This is a genomic window from Nonomuraea sp. NPDC050153 (assembly GCF_044460125.1).
GTDB lineage: Bacteria > Actinomycetota > Actinomycetes > Streptosporangiales > Streptosporangiaceae > Nonomuraea.
This window is the reverse complement of the sequence record NZ_JBITJQ010000016.1, coordinates 48194-71117: the sequence shown is the minus strand read 5'-3', so window position 1 is coordinate 71117 and position 22924 is coordinate 48194. Positions and strand designations below refer to the sequence as shown.

Sequence of the window (22924 nt, the reverse complement as noted above, 5' to 3'; positions counted from 1 at the left end):
CACGTCACCCCCGCGGCCTGGGTTCGCATCGCCAGAGCGCGCCGTCGCCGCTTCCGAGAGGACGCCGATGCCGGAGACGCCGCGCTCACCCCGGCTTGCGGTGACACCCATCACCTGACCAGCGAGAACACCCATCGGAGGAGATACCGCAATGACGCAGAGCGAGCAGGTCCTGAGCTACCCGATCCCGAGTGAGGCGGCGCTGGAGCCGCCCTCCGAGTGGGCGGAGCTGCGGGGGAAGTGCCCGGTCGCGCGGGTGACACTGCCCAGCGGCGACGAGGCCACGCTGCTCACCCGGTACGAGGACGTCAAGCAGGTGCTGGCCGACCCGCGCTTCAGCCGCCTGCTGAACGCGCCGGACGCGGCCCGGCTGTCGGCCAACGAGGACGGCGGGCTGTTCAGCAGTGAGATGGCGGCGGTCATCCCGGACAGCGGCGAGCCGCACCAGCGCTGGCGACGCCTGGTCGGCAAGTACTTCACCGCCAAGCGCATGTCGTCGCTGCGGCCCGCCATGGAGGCGATGGCCGAGCAGCTCATCGACGACATGGTCGAGCACGGCGCGCCGGGCGACCTCAAGGCGTCCCTGGGCTTCCCGCTGCCCGTGTACGTGATCTGCGACCTGCTCGGCGTGCCCGCGTCCGACCGGGACCGCTTCGCCCACTGGTCGGACAGCCTGCTCAACCTGACCAAGTTCACCCAGGCGGAGACCGACGCCTCGCAGGCCGAGTTCATCCAGTACATGTCCGAGCACGTGGCCGCCAAGCGGGCCGAGCCGGGCGACGACCTGCTCAGCGAGCTGATCGAGGCGAGCGCGGCCGAGGGCGAGGGCCTGAGCGACGTCGAGCTGCTGGCCACCGGGATGGGGCTGCTCGTCGCCGGGCACGAGACCACCGCGAACATGATCGGCAAGATGGTGGGGATGCTGCTGGCCGACCGCACCCGCTGGGAGCGGCTGCTGGCCGACCCGTCGCTGGTGCGCACGGCGGTGGAGGAGGTGCTGCGCTTCGACGCCAACTCCGGCTTCGGCCTGCCCCGCTACCTGAAGGAGGAGACCGAGGTCAGCGGCACGGTGCTGCCCCGCGGCACGACGGTGATCTGCAGCATGGCCGCCGCCAACCGCGACGAGAGCGTCTTCGAGGCGGCTCCCGAGATGGACCTGACCCGCAGCCCGAACCCGCACCTGGCCTTCGGCTCCGGCGCCCACTCCTGCCTGGGCCAGTCCCTGGCCCGCACCGAGCTGCAGGTCGTCCTGGAGGTGCTGCTGCGCAGGCTCCCCACCCTGGAGCTGGCCGTGCCGGTGGAGGAGCTGCACCGGGTGGAGGGCCTCGTGGTCGGCGGCCTGCGCCAGGTCCCGGTTCGCTGGTAGGAGGAGTCTCGGATGAAAGTCATCGTGGACGAGGTCAAGTGCTGCGGCGCGGGCCAGTGCGTGCTGATCGCGCCGGAGGTGTTCGACCAGAACGAGGACGACGGCATCGTGATCCTGCTGGAGGCCGAGCCCGCCGCGGATCGGCACGCCGCCGTGCGTGAGGCCGCCGCCGTCTGCCCGGCGGCCGCCATCCAGGTGGTCGAGGACGCCTGAAGCCTGAGCGCGCCCGCCCGGCCGGGCGGGCGCGCTCGACTCGGGCGGTCCACGGCAAAGTCATCTTTGCGCTGGTTCCCGATTCCCCGCGACGCCGGATGGAACAGGCATAAGAGGGTCACCGGCTGTGGAGGGGCACGGAGATGGCGCGTTGCCTGGTCACCGGGGCGACCGGCTACATCGGCGGCCGGTTGGTCCCCGAGCTGCTCGCGGCCGGGCACGAGGTCCGCTGCATGGCGCGCTCGCCCGGCAGGCTGCGGGATCTGCCGTGGATGGCGCGGACGCAGGTGGCCGAGGCCGACGCCACCGATCCCACACGGACGCGGGCGGCCCTGGACGGCGTCGACGTGGCCTACTACCTGATCCACGCGATGGGCGGGTCGGGGCGGTTCGCCGAGGACGACCGCAGGGCGGCCCGGACCTTCGCGGCGGCGGCCGAGGAGGCCGGGGTGCGCCGCATCGTCTACCTCGGCGGGCTGGTCCCGGGCGAGCGGCTATCGCCGCACCTGCGCTCCAGGGCCGAGGTGGGTGAGATCTTCCTCGGGTCGGGCGTGCCGGCGGTGGTGCTGCGGGCCGCGGTGATCATCGGCTCGGGTTCGGCGTCCTTCGAGATGCTGCGCCACCTCACCGAACGGCTGCCGGTCATGACGACGCCCCGCTGGGTGCGCAGCCGTACGCAGCCCATCGCCGTACGGGACGTGCTGCGCTACCTCACCGCCTGGGCGGAGGTGCCCGGCGAGGTCAACCGCGGGTTCGACGTCGGCGGCCCGGACGTGCTGACCTACGGCGACATGATGCAGGGGTACGCGTCCGTGGCCGGCCTGCCCCACCGCCTGATCATTCCGGTGCGGGTGCTGACCCCGAGGTTGTCGAGCCTGTGGGTGGGCCTGGTCACCCCGGTCCCCTCGGGGATCGCGCGGCCGCTGGTCGAGTCGCTGCGCAACGAGGCGGTCTGCGGCGAGCACGACATCGCCCGGTACGTGCCCGACCCCGAGGAGGGGCTGATCGGTTTCCGCGAGGCCGTGTCGCTGGCGCTCAAGAAGATCAAGGAGGCGGACGTGGCCACCCGCTGGTCGTCGGCCGCCACGCCGGGCGCCCCGAGCGATCCGCTGCCGACCGACCCCGACTGGGCGGGCGGCAGCCTCTACACCGACTGCCGCGCCATCCGGGTGGCCGCGGGGCCGGAGGCGTTGTGGCAGGTGATCGAGGGCATCGGCGGCCCCAACGGCTGGTACTCCCTGCCGGTCGCCTGGCGCCTGCGCGGCCTGCTGGACAGGCTGTCCGGCGGTGTGGGACTGCGCCGCGGGCGGCGCGACGAGCACCGGCTGAGGGTGGGCGACGCCGTCGACTTCTGGCGGGTGGAGGAGGTGCTGCCCGGCCGCCTGCTGCGCCTGCGCGCCGAGATGCGGCTGCCGGGCCTGGCCTGGCTGGAGCTCGGCGTCTCCCGTTCCGGCGACCGCACCTACTACCGCCAGCGGGCGATCTTCCACCCGCGCGGCCTGCTCGGCCACCTGTACTGGTGGGCGATCTCCCCCTTCCACGGCCTGGTCTTCGGGCGCATGCCCGTCAACGTGGCGGCCGCGGCGCGGGCCCGGCAGCTCGGCCGGAGAACCCCGAGATGAGGTCCAGGCCGAGCGGGGGCGGCCCGCCCGGGGATCAGTCCATGAGCCCGAGCTGGCGGCCGGCCCGCAGGGCCAGCCAGACCTCGGCGAACGCGGCCGTGGACGTCAGATCGCGCCCCGTCAGCTCGGCGAACCTGCGCAGCCGGTACGCCAGCGTGTTGGGGTGGATGTGCAGCGCGGTCGCGGCGTCCTCGGTGCGCCGGTCGCGCTCCATCCAGGTGCGTACGGACGCCAGGAGCTGCGATCCGTGCGCGGAGTCGTAGGCGAGCGCCTTGCCGAGCACGTTCTCGACCAGCGCCGTGAGCGCCCCCGGGTCGTCGGGCAGCCACCGGCCGGTGGTGTCGTCGCCGTAGTGGATCAGCGCGCGCCCCGACTCGGCCGCCGAGGAGGCCGCCCACACCGCCTCCCGCTTGGGGATCTGCATGGACTCCCCGGGCGGGAACGGCCTGCTCATGCCCGCCGCGACGCCCGGCAGCGCGGCGACCGCCGTGCCGAGGGCGGGCGGGCCGAGCACGTAGCGGTCGTCGCCCCGGCGGAGCATGAGGTGCGGCTCGTCGTCGATCGCGCGCTGGATGGCCTCGTCGGGCACGTTCCTGATCACGAGGAGGGCCAGCTCCGCGTCCACGGGGAGGCCCATCCTGACCAGGCGCCGCCGGGCCGCGGCCGGGTCGAGGACGTCCTGGAGCAGCTCGGACAGGGTCTCGGCGCCCTGGCGGCGCAGCGTCTCGCGCTCGTTGCGGGCCATGGCCACCTGCAGGGCGGCCACCGTGGCGATGTGCTGCACCACGGCCAGGCCGGCGGGCCTGGCCCCCTGGCGTTCGAAGGCGACGAGGAAGCCCGCCGGACCGCCCGGCGCGGGCACGGGCAGCACGAAACCCCCCGGAATGGTGGGCGGCGCCTCCGGCTCGGAGGGCAGCACCGAGACGTCGGGCACCGGCACCCCCGGCAGCAGCGGCCGCCCCTGCGGGGTGCACAGGTAGACCTCGTAGCCGGACAGCCGTTCGAGCCGTTTGAACAGCGTCGCGGAGTCGAGGTCCTCGGCCGCCAGCCAGCGCAGCGCCCCGAACACCTGCAGCTGCGCGCCCAGGCGCTGCCTGGCGTCCTCCTGCACGGCCGCGGCCACCTCCTGGGCGATCGCGATGAACGGCACGGCCAGCGGCACCTCCAGCACGGGCATCCCCCGCTCCTCGGCGGCCCGGATGAACGCGTCGTGCAACGGGGGCACGTGCAGCTGGGCCGACAGGGCGAGCGCGGACACGCCCGCGTCGTCGAGCCGTGCCAGGTAGGCGCGCTGCCTGGCGGCCTGGCGCGGGATCGCGATCCCCGTGGTCATGATGACCTCCGCGCCCAGCAGCCAGGGCGTGGGGTCGTCGAGCTCGCTGACGTGCGCCCACGACACCGACCGCCCCAGCCCCGCCTCACCGGCCAGGAGCCGCAGCTGGAGGGCGGGAGAGCGCAGCAGGTCCTCCACCGACACCTTTGTGGTCACCCACAAAGGATATGGCGGGTCTTCAGTGCTGCCCCGAGCGTCGCCCTCAGTCCTCGCGGAAGGCGTCCGCGTGGGCCTCCGCCCACTGCTCGAACGTGCGCGGCGGCCGGCCGAGCACGTTCTCCACGGTCGGGTGGACCGTCGTCTCGTCGAGCGTGCCGTCCACGAAGAACCGGAAGAAGGCGTCGACGTACTCGACCGGCATGCCCGCCTCCATCTCGGCCCGCGCCTGGCTGTTCGTCAGCCCCTCGCACCGCAGGTCCCTGCCCAGCACCCGGGCGAGCACGGCCACCTGGTCGGCGGGCAGCAGCGCGCGGGAGCCGGTCAGCTCGTGGATCCGGCCCTCGTGCTCGCCGCTCAGCAGCGCGCGGGCCGCGACCGCGGCGATGTCGTACGGGTCAATGGCCGCGACCGGCACCTCGGCGAACGGCACCCGCACCACGTCGCCCGCCGCCAGCTGCGGGAGCCAGCGCAGCGCGTTCGACATGAACGACCTGGGCCGCAGGAACGTCCACGACAGCCCCGACTCGCGCACGGCCCGCTCCGAGAGCGTCATGTAGCGGGAGACGGCGTTCCCGAGGTCCTCCAGCGCGGCCGAACCGCCGGAAAGGAGCACGACGTGCCGCACCCCGGCGTCGCGGGCCAGGGCCAGCAGCTTGGGCAGGTCCGCGTAACCCGGCAGGAGGAACAGCCCCTGGGCGCCGTCGAGCGCTCCGGCCAGGCTCTCGGGCCGGTTGAGGTCGCCGGTCACGGCCTCGGCACCGGCCGGGAGGGCGGCGCCGAGCGGGTTCCGGACGAGGGCCCGCACCGGCCGGCCCGCCGCGGCCAGCGCGGCGACCAGTTCCGAGCCGATGTTGCCGGTGGCGCCGGTCACTAAGATCATGCGGTCACACTATCGGGAACGGCTCGCGCTCCAGGGCGATCCGCTGGTCCGCCCGGCTGAGGGGCCCTAGAGGCGCCGGACGCAGGTGACGGACGGGTAGGGGTCGGCGCCGTGCGGCAGCACGTACGTCGTGGTGTTGGCCGTCACCGAGTAGTCGGCCGGGCGCTTGCACTCGAGCTCGATGCTGATGTTCCCGACCACCTTCCCCCACGCCTTGCCGCCCTTGCACGGCGTCTTCTTCAGGCCGCCGACGATGGCCGTCTCGGTGCCGAACACGGTCTTGCGCTTCTTGGTCTTGGGGGCGGTCAGGCAGCTGCCCGGCTCGTACCTGGGGCCGACGTCCGTGGCGTCCTCGCCGGGGCCGACGCAGACGTACGAGCCGTTCCACTTGTAGGCGTAGGACCAGATCCTGCGCTCGCACGCCTTCTTGGTCCTGGTGAAGGAGCGGATCCGGCCGGGGCCGTGGGCGTCGAAGCAGGCCCGTTCCTGGACGTCGCCGTCCTTGACGAGCGTGCAGTCGCCGACCTGCAGGACGCCCCCGCCCTTGCCGGGGTCTCCGGGGTGCGGGCCGACGCGGTTGCGCAGGCAGGCCGTCTCGGTGCCCGCCGGGGTGTCCAGCCAGCCGTCGGAGTCGCGCGGGCACTTCGCGCCGCCCTGGCCCTGCGCCACCAGCCGGACGATCCGCACTCCGGCCGTCGCCAGGGCGCAGTCGACCGGCGCCGGGACCTGGCTGTCGGGTTTGGGCACCCGTACGTCGAGGCAGAAGCCCTGGGCCCACGCGGCCGGCGCGCTGGGGGACGGCGCGCTGGGGGACGGCGGCGGGGTCGTCCGGGAGGAGGCCGCGGGCGTCGGCGTCTGCTCGGGCCGGTCGCCGCCGCACGACGTCATGACCAGGACCAGAGCCAGCACGGTGATCACGATCGATGATCTGCCGCCCACGAACTGTCACCCCCGTGCGGTCGCCCGTCGCGACGATCATGAGGCACCGACTGACGCCCTGACAACCCCGCACTCCGATCAGACAGGTCATCCACGCGATGACCAGGTCCGACATAATTCGCCTGACCCGCCCGCATTTGTCGGTCGGGGCCGCTAGGTTCGGCGCATCAACAGCGGCAGGGGGCTGGAAACCCCTGCTCATTCGATGTTTCATGCCCGGATTCGGGCGTCTGGAAGGCGGGGACCGTTGGGTTGGCTGGCAGCGGGCGACGGATACGAGGTCGCCCTCATGGAGGGCCGGGTGGCGGCGCGAGCCACCTCCGGCCGGGCGGCGGGACGGCAGCTGAAATCGCTGCCGAAGGCACTACGTGATCACCCCGAGGTGGACCGGCTGCGCCGCCTCGCCGAGTGGCTCGACCGCCACGCCGCCGCGTGCGTGGCGCAGGTGGACCTGTGGATGGTGTCGTCCCTGCCCGTGCCGACCGGGCTGCTGGCCCGGGTGTGGCCGGACGAGGCGTGGCAGTCGGCACTGCGCGACCTGGCCGTGGTCGGCGACGACCCCGACGAGGTGGGCTTCCTGCGCGACGCCACCGAGACGGGCGAGCTGCGGGTGGTCAACCTCGACGGCGAGACCGTACGGCTGTCGCCGCGCACGGTGACGCTGCCCCACCCGGTGCTGCTGCCCGACCTCGACGACCTGCGGGAGTTCGCCGCCGAGCTGGGCGTGGTCCAGAAGGTCGAGCAGATCCACCGCGCCACCTGGCGCAAGCCCGACGACCTGGACGGCAAGGCGACGTCCGTGACGGAGTTCTCCGGCGGCACGTACGACTCCCGCTTCGGCCTGGCCGCTCGGGCCACCGGGCTCGGCTACCGGGTCACCGGCGGCTACGCCACCTGCCGGGTTCGCGACGCCGGGGCCATCACCGAGGCGAGCGTCTGGATCGGCGAGCCGTACTGGGAGGACGAGGTCACCACGGGCGGCCTGAACTGGCAGAACCTCGACGGCAGGACGCTGCCGCTGCGTGAGGTCGGCCCGGTCGCGTGGTCGGAGGGGATGCGGATGGCCGCGGCGCTGTACGCGGGGCGCAAGGTCGAGGAGGGCAAGGACGCATGAGTGACGACATGTTGAAGGCCGGGGCGATCCTGCCGCCGGGCACCGAGGTCGCGGGCGAGAGTGCCGTGCCGATGACCGCCCGCCGCTACCGGCACCCCGGGCTCGACGACCGGGTGGTCGTGCGCCTGGTCGCCGGCGAGCTGGGGGCGGCCGAGGACCTGGCGGCCGGGTTCCTGGGCCTGGCGGCCGACGGGGAGCCCGAGGTGGTCGGGCTCGGGTTACGGCGTTCGCTCGGCTTCCCCGAGTGGGTGCTGGTGCACCACCCCGACGACGGGCATCACGCGCTCGCCGTCGTGCCGGAGCTGGAGCGCGTCGCCCGGCAGGCCAAGTCCAAGCCGAAGAACGCGCTCGACGGCTACCACGAGCTGGCCCGCCGGCTCGCCGCGTCCGTGCCGCACTTCCTGCCCACGTTCTACGAACAGGCCGGACGGGTGTTCACCGGCGTGGAGAACGCCACCTACGCCGCCCAGATGTTCTCCAGCGCGCGTAAGGCGGAGGCCGAGCACGGGCTGGCGGTCGACGAGGACCGGCTCGACGAGGTGTTCCTGGAGTTCGCGCTGGCGGGGGCGCTGCCGGTCAAGGTGCTGTCCGGCTACGCCAAGGAGCTGGCCGGCCGGGTGTCCGCCGACGAGGCGCTGCGCCGCTTCTCCCTGCTGTGCCTGCGGCGCACGGCGGGCGGGCTGCCGCCCTCGGCCCAGATGGCCACCGACCTGCGCCGCCTGGCCAGGGCGGCCGGCGTGGACGCCGACGCGACCGAGCAGTCGTACCTGCGCGAGCTGCTCGCCCTGCCCGCCACCCTGCGGGCCGCCACCGGCTGGTGGAAGGCCCACCGCGCGGCGATCGGGGCGCTCGGCAGGCAGGACCCCGAGGTGCGCGCGACGCTGCTCGCGGCCATGCCGCAGAGCCACGACAGCGAGCTGCCCGGCGTGTGGATGGACGTCCTCGAGGCCACGGGTGCCATCGACGAGCTGGTCTCGGGCCAGGCGCCGGAGGACGGCGCGTCGGGCTGGCTCCGGCGCTTCCTCGTCGCCCGCAACGCCGCCTGGGGCATGCCGCCCCGGCTGCCGGTCCTCTACTCGCTCGTCGAACGGGCCGCCGACCGGCTGCGCGCCGAGCTCGCCGGCACCGCGACCGGGCTGACGGACCCGTACGACGTCGATCTGCTCGACCTGTTCCTCGCGCTCGGACTGCCGGTGGCCGACCCCCGCGAGGGCGACGCGCTGCGGCTGGAGCACTGGGCACAGGGCGAGGGTCAGCGCGACCTGGCCGCGCTGGCCGCCGACGGCAGGTTCGCGCAGCCCTTCGAGCGCGCGGCCTACTCCTTCTCCGGCGACAGCGACGCGCTGCGCGCCGTCCGGCTGCTGGCCGGCTCCGACGGCGGCCGGCCGATGCTGGCCGGGTGGGTGCGCAAGGTCGCCACGCAGTCGACGTCCGCGGGGCTGCCCGAGCTGCCCGACGCGCTGCGGCGGCTGTCCTGGCTGCCGGGCGAGGCCCTGGTCCTGGCCGAGGACGAGGTACGTCAGGCCGCGGCGGCCAACATCTCGCCCGTGCTCGCCCGTACGCTGCGGGCCGGGATCTTCGACGAGCTGGGCTGGCCGGCCTGGGAGGAGGCGGCCGCGACCCTCGTGCCGAGGAAAGACGTCGACGACATCGTGGTCGCCGACGCCTGGCCGTACCTGATCGCGGCGGGCTCCCGGCAGGCCCGCGTGCTCGACCACGAGGGCACCGTGCTCACCCACGACCTGCGCGTCCCGCCCAACGACACGTGGGGCGACATCGGCTACCACTACGTCGACGGCGACCTGCTCGTCTACTGGCAGTCCCGCGCCGCCGACAACGCCTTCCGCGGCTACTGGCACACCTCCGCCGACCGCGTCCACGCCGTCGAGAGCCAGAGCGGCAGCACCCGGGGCACGCGCCTGGACTGGTACCGCGGCGACGACCCGGTCACCCTGCCGTTGCCCGGCGGCGGGCGCACCACCGGGCTCGGCCTGCTGCACGCCGGCGACACCACCGTGCCCCTCGAACGGTCCGTGATCAGCGACGGCACCTCCTACTGGGTGTGGACCTGGGACGGGTCCGACCACGACACCCTCGGATGGCACGAATACGACCCGGCGAGCGGGGAGCACGGCAGGAAGAGCCGGCCCGCCTTCCTCACCGACGTCCCCGCGGGCACGACGTTCGAGCGGGGCTGGGTGCTGCCCGCCCCGTCCGAGGAGGCGGCCCCGGCGGGCGTGCCCGCGGACGGGCTGTTCGGCTGGCGGGTGACGCGGCTGCCCGACGGCTCGCTGCGCGGCGAGGACACCTCCGGCCGCGCGGTCACTCTCCCGCAGGGAGGCGGCTCGCCGGTGCGCATCCTGACCTTCCCCGGCGCCGACCGGCACGTGGCCGTCCTGAAGGGGAGCTACCGGGTCGAGCTCGTCGACGCCGACGGCGTGGTCACCGCCACGGCCAAGACCGACGCCGCGCCCGGCGTGTTCGGGGAGGGCACGATCATCCTGCCGCCGCTGCGCTACTGGCACTGCCTGCGGCCGAGGGACCCCGAGGGGTCGGCCGCCCTGCGCGGGCTCGACCCGGACACCGCCGCGCGGCTGCTGGCCGTGGCCCGTGAGGAGGACCTCCCGGCGCGCATCCGCGAGCTGCTGCCCCAGGTCAGCCACGACGGGCTGGTGGCGGGTATCGCCGGGATCGTCCGGTTCGCCGCCGCGCAGCAGGCCTCGCTGGACGCCGTCTCCGCCAGGCTCACCGAGTCCCTGTCCGGCGGACACCACCGGCAGGCGCCCGTAGGCCCCACGGACCACGCGCTGGCGGAGGCGCTCAGCGGGCTGGAGGTCTCCACCTCCTACTACTGGCGCAACCAGGTCGACGGGGCCTTCCAGCAGTTCCGGACGATCCGGGCGTTGGCGGAGCAGACCCCGGCCGGGGTGGGCCACGTCCACCTCGATCGGCCGGAGCTGCCGCACTCCAGCCTGGAGTGGGAGCCGCTGCTCGACCACCTGGCCGCGGTGGCCTACCGCACCGGATCGGCGACCGTCCCCGAGGAGCACCGAGGCACGCAGGAGCGGCTGCTGCACGCCCTGGCCGAGGCCGGGCTGCCCACGGCGGCCGACCTGTCCCGATGGCGCCGCGTCTCCGCTCACCTGCCCAATCGGTATCTGCAGAAGCCCGACGGCAAGTGGCGCGACGGCAGCTGGCACGGGGGCCTGCCGCTGGAGGGCGGCGCGTTCCTGGTGTTCGTCAGCCACGACTCGCCCGAGGTCTCCGGGACCCGGTGGAAGGCGCTGTTCCACGACCCGTCCGGGCGGTTCGAGGTGCCTCCGCCGTACACGCTGAGCTCCTCCGACCCGGTCGGCGTGGATCGTCCGCAGGGGTGGCTGGAGTCGTTCCGCGCCGAGCTGGCCGAACGCGGGCCCGCGCCCTGGCGGCCGGAGGCGGCCGAGGAGTTCTCCCGGCTCACCGGCGTCTCCCTGACGCTGGCCCGGCTGATCGTGGCGGGCCTGCCGTCCGTCGACGGGTATGAGCGCTCCTTCCTCGCCAAGGAGACCCGCACCATGATCGGCGTGAAGGTGGCGGACGCCGCCATCGCCCGCGACGAACTGCGCAAGGTCGACGCCGAGGTCCGGCGGGCGGTCGTCGCCGCGCTGCTGCCCCGGGAGCCCGCCCGGCTCTGGAGCGACGGCCCCGACGTCGCCGCCGCGGCGGCCGTCTGGAACGACAAGGTCGGCCCCCAGACGGCCGTCCCCGAATGGCTGCTCGGCGAGGCCTCCCGCACGGTCGGGACCGGCTGGGACACCGGCCGCGCGCTGCGCGCCCTCATCGATCCGGCCGGTGAGCCGGAGCTCGGCCGCGACCTGGTCTGGACCATCCAGGGCGACCGTGCCAGGCCCGCCGACGACAACGCCACCGGCTTCACGGCCGACACCCTCCACACGACCATCGTCATGTCGCGCTGGCTCGCGCACCGGCTGCCCGCGGGCGACCCGATCCGGGCCGCGCTGCCGGGCGCGCTGTCCGCCGTGCACGCCCGGCTGGCCAGCCCCGACCTGCTGCTCGACCTCGGCCGGTACGTCGACCTGCCCGCCTTCCGCAAGGCGGCCGGCGTGCCCACCGAGACCGGCGAGGGGTACGAAAGGTACGGCGCCGTCCTCATGGCCACCGCCGACGACCGGCCGGCGCCGGCCGTCCGCGTGTCCCTCCTGGACGCGGCCGGTGACGACCCGTACCTGCGGGCCCTCATCGGGTCGGAGGAGCCGTTCCCGGCCATGGACGCGCTGCGGACCGTCCGGGACCCCGGCTTCGAGGCCCTGCTGGCCGACCCCGGCGACCCGCTCGCCGGGGAGCGCGGCGCCGACGGCACGTGGTGGCCGCAGGACCCCGGCCGGTCCGTGCCCGCCCTGGTCGTCGAGGTGGCCAAGGAGTACGGGCTCGGCGAGGACGCCGCCACCGCGTACCTGATGCTGCTGGCCATGCCCGACCCGACCGACCGCAACGTGGCCCGGTGGACCGGCTGGAAGCCCGCCCGGCTCAAGTCGGCCCACGCCGAGCTGGCCGATACCGACCTGGTCGTGCGGGCCACGCGCGAGCGGGCGGGCCGCTCGCTGTTCCTGCCCGGCGGGTGGACGGCGCAGAGCGCGCCGCGGCTGCCGCTGGAGCAGTGGAAGCTGCCGCTGTTCGACCTGGCGGGGCACTCCGGCGTGCCGCTCGTGCCCACCGAACCCGCCGCCGGCCTGTACGCCAGGGCCTGGGGACGGGTGCGGGACGGGGACGCGCCGCGGTTCGAGGAGCTGAAGGTGAAGCGCGGACGCCGCCGCTGACCCTGCCCGGGGCGCGCTCCCGCACCGGGGGCGCGCCCGTCCATTCACCGATCGACCAGAGGACCTCTCTTCTCATGACCTTGACCGAAGATCGCGCTCCCTCGGCCCGGCAGGTGCTGCCCGCCGAGGAGCGCCACGCCGCCGAGCTCGCCTTCCTGGCCGCCCACGACTCCGGCCCCCGCCCGCCCGGCTGGGCGCTGACCCCGCGCGCGGTCGTGACCTTCATCTGCGGCAGCGGCGACGAGCCGCTGGACGGCCGGATGAAGATCGCGCCCAAGTTCGTCGGCGAACGCGCCCTCGTCGAACGCTGCGTCGTCACCCTCGCCGGCGAGCGCGGCCTGCTGCTGGTGGGCGAGCCCGGCACCGCCAAGTCGATGCTCTCGGAGCTGCTGGCCGCCGCCGTGTGCGGCACCAGCGCGCTCACCGTCCAGGGCACCGCCGGCACGACCGAGGACGCCTTCCGCTACGGCTGGAACTACGCCCTGCTCCTCGCCCAGGGCCCCAGCCGGACGGCGCTCGTCGACTCGCCCGTGCTCACCGCCATGCGCTCGGGCCGGGTCGCCCGGGTGGAGGAGATCACCCGCTGCCTGCCCGAGGTCCAGGACGCGCTGGTGTCGATCCTGTCCGACCGGCGGGTCAGCGTACCCGAGCTGGCCGGGAGCGAGGACGGGCAGGTCGCGGCGGTGGCCGGGTTCACCGTCATCGCCACGGCCAACCTGCGCGACCGGGGCGTCTCGGAGATGTCGGCGGCCCTCAAGCGGCGCTTCAACTTCGAGACCGTCGGCCCCATCTCCGACGCCGACGCCGAGGTCTCCCTCGTGCGCCGCCAGGCCACGGCCGTCGTCGAGCGCGCCGGAGCGACCTTCGGAGTGGACGACGCGGTGCTCGACGCGCTGGTCACCGTCTTCCGCGACCTGCGCTCCGGCCGCTCCGCGGAGGGCTGGGACGTCGAACGCCCCGGCACCGTCATGTCCACGGCCGAGGCCGTGCAGGTGGCGGCCTCCCTGGGGGTGGCGGTGGCGTACCTGCCCACCGGCGACGTGCTGGACCTGGTGCCCGGTCACCTGCTGGGAGTCGTGCGCAAGGACGACCCGGCGGACCACGGGCGGCTGCTGGGCTATTGGGACGGGCCGGTGCGCAGGCGCGCGGAGGACGGGTCGGCCATGTGGCGCCGGCTGTGGGACCTGCGGGAGAACCTCCGTTGACCTCCCAGAACCTCACACCGTCCGCCCCGGCCACGGCTCCCGATCCGGGGGCCGGGCCGGGGGCGGCACCCGATCCGGCGGCCGTGCCGGGCGTGGATCCCCGGGAGGCGGTCACCGCGCTGGCGGCCTCGTCGCGGCCGTACCTGCTGGGGGTGCGGCACCACAGCCCCGCCCTGGCCGCGGTGCTGCCGGCGCTGCTGGACGCCGCCGACCCCGAAGTGGTCTGCGTCGAGCTGCCGGCCGACTTCCAGCCCTGGCTCGTGCACCTGGCCGACCCGGGGACGCAAGCCCCGGTGGCGCTCGCGGGGGCGCGGGGCGACGACGGCGGGCTCGGGTTCTACCCGTTCGCCGACTTCTCGCCCGAGCTGGTGGCCATCCGGTGGGCCTGGAAGCGCGGGGCCGAGGTGGTCTGCTGCGACCTCCCGCTGTCCGACCCCGGCTGGCACGCCGCCGCCGTCTCCCCCGTTGCCGAGGCGAGCCCGCAGGGCGTCTCCCCCGGCGACGGGGCGCGGGGCGTCTCCCCCGGCGACGGGGCGCGGGGCGTCTCCTTCGCCGACGGGCTGGCCAGGTCCAGCACCGGCCGCGACGGGGACGACATGTGGGACCGCGCCGTCGAGGTCCTCGCCCCCGGCTGCGAGCCCGAGGCCGTCCGCCGCGCCGCCCTCGGCGTCGGCTGGGCCCTGCGCCGCGACGCCGAGGCCGCGGGCGGGGTGCCCGCGATGGACCTGGCCCGCGAAGCCCACATGCGCCACGTCCTCGCCACCGTCGCGGCCGGTGGCCGTCGCGTGGCGGCGGTGATCGGCTCCTTCCACGCCCCCGCGCTCCGCCTGCCCTCCGACGAGAGCGCCGCGCCTGACGCGGCGGCGTCACGTGGGGAGGCCGTCACCCGGCCCCCGGCGTCGTCGCGTGAGGGATCGCCGGAGCCGGTGACCTCGCTCGTGCCGTACGCGTTCGACCTGCTGGACTCCCGGTCCGGCTACCCGGCAGGCATCAGGGACCCGCGCTGGCAGCAGGCGGTGTTCGCGGCCGGGGGCGATCCGGAGAAGGTCCGGGACGGTGCCGCGCGCGCCATCACCGACCTGTGCCGGGAGCTGCGCTCGGCCGGGCACACAGCGGGGACCGGCGAGGCCGTGGAGACGCTGCGGCTCGCCTGCGACCTGGCCCGCCTGCGCGGGCTGCCCGCCCCCGGACGCGGTGAGCTGCTGGAGGCGGTGACGACCGTGCTCGGCCAGGGCGAACCGCTCGGCCGGGGACGGGCCCTGGCGCGGGCGCTGGACACGGTGTTCGTGGGCACCGAGCGGGGCAGGACCGCGCCCGGCACGCCGCGTTCCGGGCTCGGGCCCGCCGTGGAGGCCGATCTCGCCGCCCTGCGCCTGCCGTGTCCCGACAACCCGGAGCCCCGGGAAGTACGTCTCGATCCGCTCCGCTCCGAGCTCGACGCCCGCCGCGAGGTCGCCCTGAGGCGCCTGCTCGTCTGCGGCGTCACCTACGGCGAGCCGATCGAGGTGATGGGGACGGGCGACGGCGCCGCGCTCACCACCAGGTGGCGGCTGGCCTGGACCCCCGCGGTCCCGGCCCTGCTGGACCTGGCGGGCGTACGCGGCGTGACCCTCGCCCAGGCCGCGGCCGGGACGCTGCGCGAGACGTACCGCCGCCAGTCGGCGGACGGCGGTCCGACCTGCGCGCTCATCCTCGACGGTCTGCGCGCCGCCGCCGACTGCGACCTGCCCGACCTGGTGGCCGACCGCCTCGCCGACGCCGCCGTCGCGCTGCCGGCCACCGCCACCCTCGCCGAGCTGCTCCAAGCCCTCGACCTGCTGGAGGCCCTGCGCCGCCGGCACCTGCCCGGCACCACGCCGGAGGGCCGCGAGCAGGCCGCCGAGCTGTCCGGCACCCTCCTGGAGGCCGCGGTACGCGCCCTGCCCGGACTGGCGGGCAGCGATCAGCCGGAGGACGCGGTCGCCCTGGTCGCCCTCGCCTCCCGGGCCGGAGAGGAGCGCCTGGGTCTGCGGATGGACGACGCCCTGGCGGTGCTCGCGCGTACGGCCTCGCCCCTCATGCAGGGCGCTGCCCTGGCGGCCCGGGTGCTGCTGGACCTGGACGGCCCGGCCTCGCTCGGCGACCGGGCGGCCGGCTGGGTCGACACCGCGACCGGCCCCGACGGCCGCCTCCGGCTGAGCCGGCTGCTGACCGGCGTGCTCACGGCCGCCGGGCCGCTGCTCCAGTCGGCCCCCGCGGCGCTCGACCCGCTCATGAACCGGGTGGACGGGCTCACGGACAAGGAGTTCCTCGACCGGCTGCCGGCGCTCCGCGGCGGGTTCGACACGCTCAGCCCGGCCGGGCGTAGCCGGCTGCTGGCGGTCGTGTCAGAACGGCTCGGCGACCGGCTCGACGTGGCTCTGGAAGCTCCGCCGTCGCTGCTCGCCCTCTGGACCGCCGCCGACGCGGCCGGTCTGGAGGCCCTGCGCGCGCTCCGGCTGCCCATCCCGGCCCTGACGACCGAGGCGTCCGCCCCGGCAGAGGCGTCCGCGGACGTCGCACCGGCGGACGGCCCGCGGATCCCCGCTCAGGCCGAGGTCGCCGACATCAGGCGGAGGCTGCGGCCGGCGGACCGGTGGCGGCTCCTGCTCGGCCGGGAGTCCGAACGGCTGTCGGCGGACGCCCGCTCGTACGCCCGAGCCCTGGACGAACTGTACGGGGCGGGCCGCGGCGAAGGCGCCAACGACTTCCAGCCCGCTCCAGGGGACGGGGGCGGCCGGGAGGCGCCGTTCCCCACGGCACGTGAGTGGTCGGAGGAGCTGGAGGCGCTGTTCGGCGCCGAGGTGCGCGAGGAGGTCCTGGCCCGCGCCGCCGACGCCGGACGCCCCGACGTGCTGACCGAACTCGACCCCGCCTCCGTCCGCCCGTCGGTGGAACTGCTGACCTCGGTGCTGTCCCTGGCGGGCGGCCTGCCGGAGCAGCAGGTGGCCAAGCTGCGCCCGCTCGTACGCCGCCTGGTGGACGAGCTGACCCGCGAGCTCGCCACCCGCCTGCGGCCCGCCATGACCGGGGTCGCCACGCCGCGCCCGACCCGCCGCCCCGGCGGCAGGCTGGATCTTCCGCGCACCCTGCGCGCCAACCTGCCGTACACGCGCCGCCTGGACGACGGGAGGCTCGTGGTGGTGCCCGAACGGCCGGTGTTCAGCACCCGGTCCCGCCGGGAGGCCGACTGGCGGCTGATCCTCGTGGTCGACGTGTCCGGGTCCATGGAGGCGTCGGTGGTCTGGTCGGCGCTGACGGCCGCCGTGCTGGCGGGGGTGCCGACGCTGTCCACGCACTTCCTGTCGTTCTCCACGCAGGTGATCGACCTGACCGACCGGGTCGCCGACCCGCTGTCCCTCCTGCTGGAGGTACGGGTCGGCGGCGGCACGCACATCGCCGCCGGGCTCGCCCAGGCCCGCACGCTGGTCACGGTCCCGAGCCGCACCCTCGTCGTGGTGGTCAGCGACTTCGAGGAGGGCTACCCGATCGGCGGCCTGCTCGGGGAGGTGCGCGCGCTGGCCGGTTCCGGCGTGCACCTGCTGGGCTGCGCCGCACTGGACGACCAGGGCGTGCCCCGCTACTCGATCCCCATCGCCCAGCAACTCGTCGCGGCCGGGATGCCCGTCGCCGCGCTCAGCCCGCTCGCCCTCGCCCGATGGGTGGGCGACCGCCTCCGCGGAGAACACCGGTGAACCCCTCAACGCCAACCACTCCCGAAACCGCTCCGGAGCCGGCCCCGTCCGGCTCCCCCGGCGGACCGCTGCCGTCGGTGACGCCGGACGTGGTCGCCGCCGCCGTCGAGAGCCTGACCTCGCGGCTGCGCAAGAAGCTGGACGCCGCGATCGAGCAGTACGCCGCCCTGCCCGTCACCGCCGGCGGCGAGGGCGTCCAGGTCGCCTGCGGCGAGGACGCGGTCGTCACGCTCTCGCCGGGGCCCTCCGGTGTGATCGACGACGGTGACCAGGTGCGGTGCAGTTGCCTGCTGGCGCCGCGTTGCCTGCATCGCGCGGCCGTGCTGGGCGCCTGCCCGATCGCGGACGCGCTGCCCCATCCGCCCGCCGCCGACCCCCCTGACGGAACCGGGCCGGGCGAGCCCGCGTCCGACGGGGCGGCGCCCGGTCAGGCCGGGTCCGGTGACGCGCGGACGGCGGCGGCCGAGGCCGGGCGCGACGGCACCGTGGCGGCCCCGGGCGATGAAGCCGGCAGCAACGGGGCCGGTTCCGGTGGAGCGCACGAAGCGGCGGGCCCCACGGCGGCGCAGGTGGCCGCCGCGACCGGGCTGTGGGCCGCCGCCGCGGCCGTGCTGTCCGCCGGAGTGCCCGCCGCCGGCGCCGTACCCCAGGCCGAGCTGCTGCGGGCCGCGCACACCGCCCGCCTGGCGGGGCTGCCGGGCGCGGAGGCCGCCGCGCTGCGGGTGGTGCGGGGGTTGCGGGCCGCCCGCGCCCGCCACGACGGCCACCGGCTCGCCGACCTGGTCTCCGCCCTGCGCGAGCTGCTGCTCACCGCGGGCCGGCTGGCCGGGGCGGACCCCGACCCGGCGCTGGCCGGCACCGTACGGCGCAACTACGAGCCGGGCGGGAGCCTGAAGGTGTACGGGGTGTTCAGGGAGCCGGTGATCAGCGCCACCGGGTACGGCGGCGTGGTGACGCACGTGGTGGCGGACGACGGCCGCTGGTATTCGGTGGCCGACGTCAAACCGGGCGGATCGGCCCGTGCCCGTGGGGCCGCGACCGCGCCCGTCTCCATCGGCCCCGCCATGCTCAACCACTCCCAGCTGTCCCGCGCCGGGCTGCTGATCGTCGGCGCCACCGTCTCCCCGGACGGTCGCCTCGGGGCGGGCAAGAACGTGCGGGCCACGCCCGTCTCCGGCATGCCGTGGACGGAGGGCCCGATGGCGGCGCTGTTCGCCGAGCCGCTGGCGGAGGCGGCGGGCGCCCGGCTCTCCGGTCACGCCTGGAGCGAGTCGGACACGGAGGAACGAGCCCGCGAACCGGTCGGCTGCGACCTGGTCGTCGTCGGCGCGGCCGGCGACCACGTACTGGCCAGGGAGCTGCTCCCCCGCTCCGGCGAGGCTCTTCCTGACAGCCCCGGTTACGGCCCGCTGATCCGGCTCGTCCCGGCGAGCCACCATCCGGAGCTGGCCCACGTCGAGAACCTGCGACGCCTCGCCTCCCGGCCGGGACTGGCCGTACGGGTGGTCGGCCGGGTGGAGCCCGACCGGGTGGCGACGCTGCTGCCGCTGGCGGTCGGTCCGGTCCCGGGCACCGAGGCGACGCTGCGCCTGCCCCCCGAATGGCAGGGGCACGCCGACCTCGGATACGACCGCCTCCAGGGAGCCCACCTGCCGCCCCAGGACGCCTGCCTGCCGCCTCCGGACGGCGACGGGGTGGACCCGGTGGCCGGCGCGCCGCTCTGGCGGGTGCGCAGGCTGGTGGAGCTGGCCGTGTCCGGCGGAAGGCGGGCGGTGGCCGAGTCGGCGCGCAACGGCGAGTCGCACGCCCGGCTGCGCAGCGTCGGGTTCCAGGCCGCCGCCGACCTGGTCGCCGAGCTCACCGCCGAGGCCGACCGCCGCAGCCGCGACGTCTTCGGGCGGTTGGCGGACACGGGGCCGGATCGGTACGCGTGGGCGTGGGTCGCCGCCGCCACCCACCTCGCCGCCACGGAACGGGCCATGATCCAGGCCTCCTGGCAGCTCGACGACGCCCTCTGACACCCGGCTTCCCCCGCGAGGCGCGCCTCGCGGGGGACCGGCCTTCACCAGGGCGCCGCTCTCACGGACGGGACCGCCCCCCACGCCCCTACGACGGCATGACCTCGGCCGGGGGAACAGGGGAAGGGGCGGTCCACTCGCGGATGGCCCCGGCGACCTCGTCCGTGTGGGTCAGCTGGGGGTGGTGGCGCGCGTCGGCGACGACCGTCACCGTGGCCCGTGGGAGCGCGTCCAGCAGCATGCGCCCCTCGGCCGTGAGCGGGTCGTCGGCTCCCACGACGACGTGCACGCTCCCCGCGTACCGCCGCAACCTGGCCCGCAGGTCCTCGCGCCACGACTCCCGCCCGACCTCGGCCAGGAGCCGGGCGACGTTGGCGGCGACGGGGCCGCGGCGCAGGTCCGCGACGCTGGACCCGAGCGCCTTCGCGTACGTCACGTCCCCGGTGAGCCGCTCCGCCAGCGCCTCAGGGGAGACCCTGCGCAGATACCACCGGCCGAGCGCGGCCCACCGAGCGGCGGGACCGGCGGGCGGCTGGAGGAAGAACGGCGACACCAGCGTGAGCCGGTCCACCAGGCCGGGGTGGGCGAGCGCGGCCTCCAGGGCCGCCGCCGCGCCCACGGAGTGGCCCACCAGGTGCCGGGCGCCGGTCTCGGCCACGAGCGCGGACAGCCAGCGGGACCAGTCGTCGCGCCGTCCGGCGCTCATCCCCAGCCCGGGCAGGTCCACCACGCGGGCCCGGCCCAGCGCCGCGGCGACCGGCGCCCAGGTGTCGGCGTTCACCGGCAGGCCGGGCAGCACCACGGTGGGCGCGTCCGGGTCGCCGAGTTCGAAGGTGCGCACGCCGCCGGGCGCGGTGAACCGCCGCCGCCCGGCGGGGGCGTCCCCGAACCGGTGGGCCGCCAGGTGGTCGGCCCAGCGGAGGACGGACGTGGTGACGTCCGGCAGGGCGAGGCCGTGCCGGGCGGCGAAGGCGTCCGCCGGGCCCGTGGGGTAGCGGTCGGCGGACAGGAACGTCAGGGTCTCCGGATCGGCCTTGGTGAGCCATCGGGGCAGGACCCTCAGGACGGGCACGGGGATCCGCGCGCCCGGCGCCCTGACCCGATAGTGCTCCGCGACGCGGGCGAGCAGGTCGGGCAGCGCGGGCGTGGCGTCGTCGAGGACCCAGTACGCGGCCCGCTCGGCGGCCTCGTCCAGCGGGAGCAGGGCCATGAACCGGGCGAGGTGGTCGACCGTGACCACGGGGACGAAGGTCGCGGCGTTCCCCGGCAGCGCCGGCATGGTGCCCTGCCAGATCTCCTTCACGTTCGCCGCGAGGCCCAGTTGCTGGTCCGACTCGCCGGTGACGCTGTCACCGATCACGCTGGACGGGTTGACGATGGACCAGGGGACGCCCAGCCGGTCGGCGGTGGCCTGGAGAACGGCGTCCGCCTCGACCTTGGACGCCTCGTACGCGCCCAAAGCCTCGTACGTCTCCCGCCGCCGCGCCTCGCTCCAGGGCTGCGGGTCCTGCCCGCCCACCCGGTACCCGGAGACGTGCACGAGGCGGCGCAGGCTCGGCAGCCGCGCCGCGAAGGCGACGATCGCGCGCACGCTGTCGACGTTGGCGTGGCGGGCCTCGTCCGCCGGCATCCCGAACCGGTAGGCGCCGGCGCAGTTGTAGATCTCGGTGACGTCCGTCGCGTCGGCGTGGATCAGCGACGGCGTCTCGAAGTCGACGCGGAGGTCGGCCGGAGCCTGGCCGTGCCCGTGCCGCTCCAGCCACAGGACGAGCCGCCGGTACGACTCGGGGCTCCGGTTGGCCGTGCTCACCCGTACGCCGGCCTGGCCGAGCGCGAGGATCAGGTGCCGGCCGATGAGCCCCGTCGCCCCGAACACCAGGGCGTGCCGGCTCATGACAGCGTCTCCCCGGCCAGGAGCACAGCGATGACGTCGGCGGCGCAGCGCAGCGGCTCCACCGACCGCCGGGCGCGAGACATGATCATCGCCCCCTCCACCGTGCTGACCACGGCCGTCGCCAGCGTGCGGGCGGCGGCGGCCGGACGGCCCTGGGCGACGAGGTATTCGGCCATGGGGTCGATCCAGGAGCCGAACGCGTCCGCGCAGGCCTCCCGCAGCCGCTCGCTCTGCGCGCCCATCTCCAGCGTGACCACCGAGACCGGGCAGCCGAGCTGGAAGTCGCTGTCGGTGAGCATGCCGCCCAGCACGTCGATCACGCGGCGGACCACGTCGCCCGGGCTCCCCGGCTCCCTCGCCGAGTCGGCCACGAGGGCGCGGAAGCGCTCGGCCGCGAGCGCGACGGCCTTCTCGCCGAGCGCCTCCTTCCCCTCGGGGAAGTGGAAGTACAGCGATCCTTTGGGGGCGCGGGCGTGCTCGACCACGGTGTTGAGGCCCGTGCCGCTGTAGCCGCGGGCCTGGATCAGTTCGAGCATCGATTCCACCAGCCGTGCGCTGGTTTGCGCGCCTTTGGTTCCGGTCATGCGGAAAATATAGACCGGTCTACCTATTTTTCCAACTATATGGTGATGACGACCTTCCCTCGGGCGTGGCCCTTCTCGAGGTAGCGGACGGCTTCGGGCAGCTCCTTGAGCGGATACGTCCGGTCGATGACCGGGGTGATCTTCCCGGCTTCGGCGAAGTCCCGCAGGAGCTCGAGGTCCTCGCTGCTCGTCCGCGCCAGGATGGGCGCCAGCCGCTGGCTCACGACCGCGGAGAGCGCCATCAACTTGAGCGGACCGGTGAAGGGCCCCAGCCACAGCCCCTTGACCGGCCCCCCGACGGCCACCAGGACCCCCTTCGGGGCCAGCACGCGCCTGATCGCGGACAGCGAGTGGTTGCCGGCCGTGTCGATCATCGCGTCGTAGCGCCGCCCCGCCCGGGTGACGTCGTCCCGGGTGTAGTCCACGACGTGGTCGGCGCCGATCGAGCGGACCGTCTCCACCTTCCCGGTGCTGCACACGCCGGTGACCTCGGCCCCGTACGCCTTGGCGAGCTGGACCGCGAACGTGCCCACGCCTCCCCCGGCGCCGTTGACGAGGACCCGCTGCCCGGCCCGGACGCGCGCCTTGTCCCGCAGCGCCTGCAGGGCGCTGAGCGCGGCCACCGGTATGGCGGCGGCCTCCTCGAAGGTCAGGTTGGCCGGCTTCTTCCTGAGCATCGCGTCCTGGTGGAAGCAGGCGTACTCGGCGAACGCCGCGCTGCGCGCCCCCGGCCTCGCCCGGCCGCCGAACACCTCGTCCCCCGGCCGGAACCTGGTGACGTTCCTGCCCACCGCTTCGACGCACCCCGCCAGGTCGGCTCCCATGCCGACGGGCTTGGGCCGTGGCAGGCCGCTCATCAAGCGGACCACGTACGGCGTGCCCCTCATGAAGTGGTAGTCGAGCGGGTTGACGGCGGCCGCCTTCACGCTGATCAGGACGTCGTCGTCGCCCATGGCGGGCGGGTCGACGTCGTGGAGTTCGAGGACGTCGGGCGAGCCGTACCGGTCATAGCGGATTGCCTTCATGGTGCCCCCTTGGACGAGTTGCCGGCAGGACGCGCCGCGCGG

14 protein-coding genes are annotated in these 22924 nt (G+C 75.2%); 8 read left to right on the top strand and 6 right to left on the bottom strand.

Features of this window, described 5'->3' with window-relative positions; translation table 11 throughout:
* Window positions 1-151: 151 nt before the first annotated feature.
* From ACIBQ1_RS33495 to ACIBQ1_RS33485, 3 genes are all read left to right on the top strand, one after another.
* Complete coding sequence (locus ACIBQ1_RS33495) at window positions 152-1366, top strand: cytochrome P450 (RefSeq protein ID WP_397283299.1); 1215 nt, start codon at window positions 152-154, stop codon at window positions 1364-1366.
* Between the two features lie 12 nt (window positions 1367-1378).
* Window positions 1379-1579, top strand: a complete 201-nt coding sequence (locus ACIBQ1_RS33490; RefSeq protein ID WP_397283298.1) for a ferredoxin — start codon at window positions 1379-1381, stop codon at window positions 1577-1579.
* 143 nt (window positions 1580-1722) lie between these two features.
* Complete coding sequence (locus tag ACIBQ1_RS33485; protein WP_397283297.1) at window positions 1723-3201, top strand: SDR family oxidoreductase; 1479 nt, start codon at window positions 1723-1725, stop codon at window positions 3199-3201.
* 34 nt (window positions 3202-3235) lie between these two features.
* Here the strand turns inward: ACIBQ1_RS33485 and ACIBQ1_RS33480 are convergent, their stop codons facing one another.
* The 3 genes from ACIBQ1_RS33480 to ACIBQ1_RS33470 all read right to left on the bottom strand — a co-directional run bounded on the left by ACIBQ1_RS33480 (window position 3236) and on the right by ACIBQ1_RS33470 (window position 6512).
* Entirely contained in the window at window positions 3236-4690 is a 1455-nt protein-coding gene (locus ACIBQ1_RS33480; RefSeq protein WP_397283296.1) for a PucR family transcriptional regulator, read from the bottom strand.
* Window positions 4691-4736: 46 nt separating this feature from the next.
* Window positions 4737-5573: an NmrA family NAD(P)-binding protein gene (locus ACIBQ1_RS33475; RefSeq protein ID WP_397283295.1), complete on the bottom strand. Its 837-nt coding sequence runs from the start codon at window positions 5571-5573 to the stop codon at window positions 4737-4739.
* A 66-nt stretch (window positions 5574-5639) separates the two neighbouring features.
* Window positions 5640-6512, bottom strand: a complete 873-nt coding sequence (locus tag ACIBQ1_RS33470; protein WP_397283294.1) for a hypothetical protein — start codon at window positions 6510-6512, stop codon at window positions 5640-5642.
* 247 nt (window positions 6513-6759) lie between these two features.
* On the opposite strand from ACIBQ1_RS33470, the gene ACIBQ1_RS33465 reads away from it, so the two are divergent.
* The 5 genes from ACIBQ1_RS33465 (at window position 6760) to ACIBQ1_RS33445 (ending at window position 19379) form a co-directional block, all read left to right on the top strand.
* Entirely contained in the window at window positions 6760-7626 is an 867-nt protein-coding gene (locus ACIBQ1_RS33465) for a DUF4132 domain-containing protein (protein WP_397283293.1), read from the top strand.
* Entirely contained in the window at window positions 7623-12443 is a 4821-nt protein-coding gene (locus tag ACIBQ1_RS33460) for a DNA-binding protein (RefSeq protein ID WP_397283292.1), read from the top strand. Before ACIBQ1_RS33465 ends, ACIBQ1_RS33460 begins: the two co-directional genes overlap by 4 nt.
* A 74-nt stretch (window positions 12444-12517) precedes the next feature.
* Window positions 12518-13648 carry an AAA family ATPase gene (locus tag ACIBQ1_RS33455; protein ID WP_397283291.1) on the top strand — a complete coding sequence of 377 codons (1131 nt, stop codon included), beginning with the start codon at window positions 12518-12520 and terminating at the stop codon, window positions 13646-13648.
* Window positions 13645-17361: a DUF5682 family protein gene (locus ACIBQ1_RS33450; protein WP_397283290.1), complete on the top strand. Its 3717-nt coding sequence runs from the start codon at window positions 13645-13647 to the stop codon at window positions 17359-17361. The genes ACIBQ1_RS33455 and ACIBQ1_RS33450 overlap by 4 nt, the downstream gene beginning before the upstream one ends.
* Entirely contained in the window at window positions 17358-19379 is a 2022-nt protein-coding gene (locus ACIBQ1_RS33445; RefSeq protein WP_397283289.1) for a hypothetical protein, read from the top strand. The genes ACIBQ1_RS33450 and ACIBQ1_RS33445 overlap by 4 nt, the downstream gene beginning before the upstream one ends.
* A gap of 88 nt (window positions 19380-19467) precedes the next feature.
* On the opposite strand, the gene ACIBQ1_RS33440 is transcribed toward ACIBQ1_RS33445, so the two are convergent.
* Genes ACIBQ1_RS33440 through ACIBQ1_RS33430 form a run of 3 tightly spaced genes read right to left on the bottom strand, consistent with a single transcriptional unit; the run spans window position 19468 to window position 22882 of the window.
* A complete protein-coding gene (locus ACIBQ1_RS33440) occupies window positions 19468-21273 on the bottom strand; it encodes an alpha/beta fold hydrolase (protein ID WP_397283288.1) in 1806 nt (601 codons plus the stop codon).
* On the bottom strand, window positions 21270-21857 hold the full coding sequence (locus ACIBQ1_RS33435) for a TetR/AcrR family transcriptional regulator (RefSeq protein WP_397283287.1): 588 nt from the start codon (window positions 21855-21857) through the stop codon (window positions 21270-21272). Before ACIBQ1_RS33435 ends, ACIBQ1_RS33440 begins: the two co-directional genes overlap by 4 nt.
* A 35-nt stretch (window positions 21858-21892) precedes the next feature.
* Window positions 21893-22882 carry an NAD(P)-dependent alcohol dehydrogenase gene (locus ACIBQ1_RS33430; protein WP_397283286.1) on the bottom strand — a complete coding sequence of 330 codons (990 nt, stop codon included), beginning with the start codon at window positions 22880-22882 and terminating at the stop codon, window positions 21893-21895.
* Between the last annotated feature and the right edge of the window lie 42 nt (window positions 22883-22924).

What these genes read in the sequence shown, in the direction of transcription:
- ACIBQ1_RS33495 (WP_397283299.1), top strand. Translation starts at nt 152, where the DNA reads ATGACGCAGAGCGAGCAGGTCCTGAGCTACCCGATCCCGAGTGAGGCG.
- ACIBQ1_RS33490 (WP_397283298.1), top strand. Translation starts at nt 1,379, where the DNA reads ATGAAAGTCATCGTGGACGAGGTCAAGTGCTGCGGCGCGGGCCAGTGC.
- ACIBQ1_RS33485 (WP_397283297.1), top strand. Translation starts at nt 1,723, where the DNA reads ATGGCGCGTTGCCTGGTCACCGGGGCGACCGGCTACATCGGCGGCCGG.
- ACIBQ1_RS33475 (WP_397283295.1), bottom strand. Translation starts at nt 5,573, where the DNA reads ATGATCTTAGTGACCGGCGCCACCGGCAACATCGGCTCGGAACTGGTC.
- ACIBQ1_RS33460 (WP_397283292.1), top strand. Translation starts at nt 7,623, where the DNA reads ATGAGTGACGACATGTTGAAGGCCGGGGCGATCCTGCCGCCGGGCACC.
- ACIBQ1_RS33455 (WP_397283291.1), top strand. Translation starts at nt 12,518, where the DNA reads ATGACCTTGACCGAAGATCGCGCTCCCTCGGCCCGGCAGGTGCTGCCC.
- ACIBQ1_RS33440 (WP_397283288.1), bottom strand. Translation starts at nt 21,273, where the DNA reads ATGAGCCGGCACGCCCTGGTGTTCGGGGCGACGGGGCTCATCGGCCGG.
- ACIBQ1_RS33435 (WP_397283287.1), bottom strand. Translation starts at nt 21,857, where the DNA reads ATGACCGGAACCAAAGGCGCGCAAACCAGCGCACGGCTGGTGGAATCG.
- ACIBQ1_RS33430 (WP_397283286.1), bottom strand. Translation starts at nt 22,882, where the DNA reads ATGAAGGCAATCCGCTATGACCGGTACGGCTCGCCCGACGTCCTCGAA.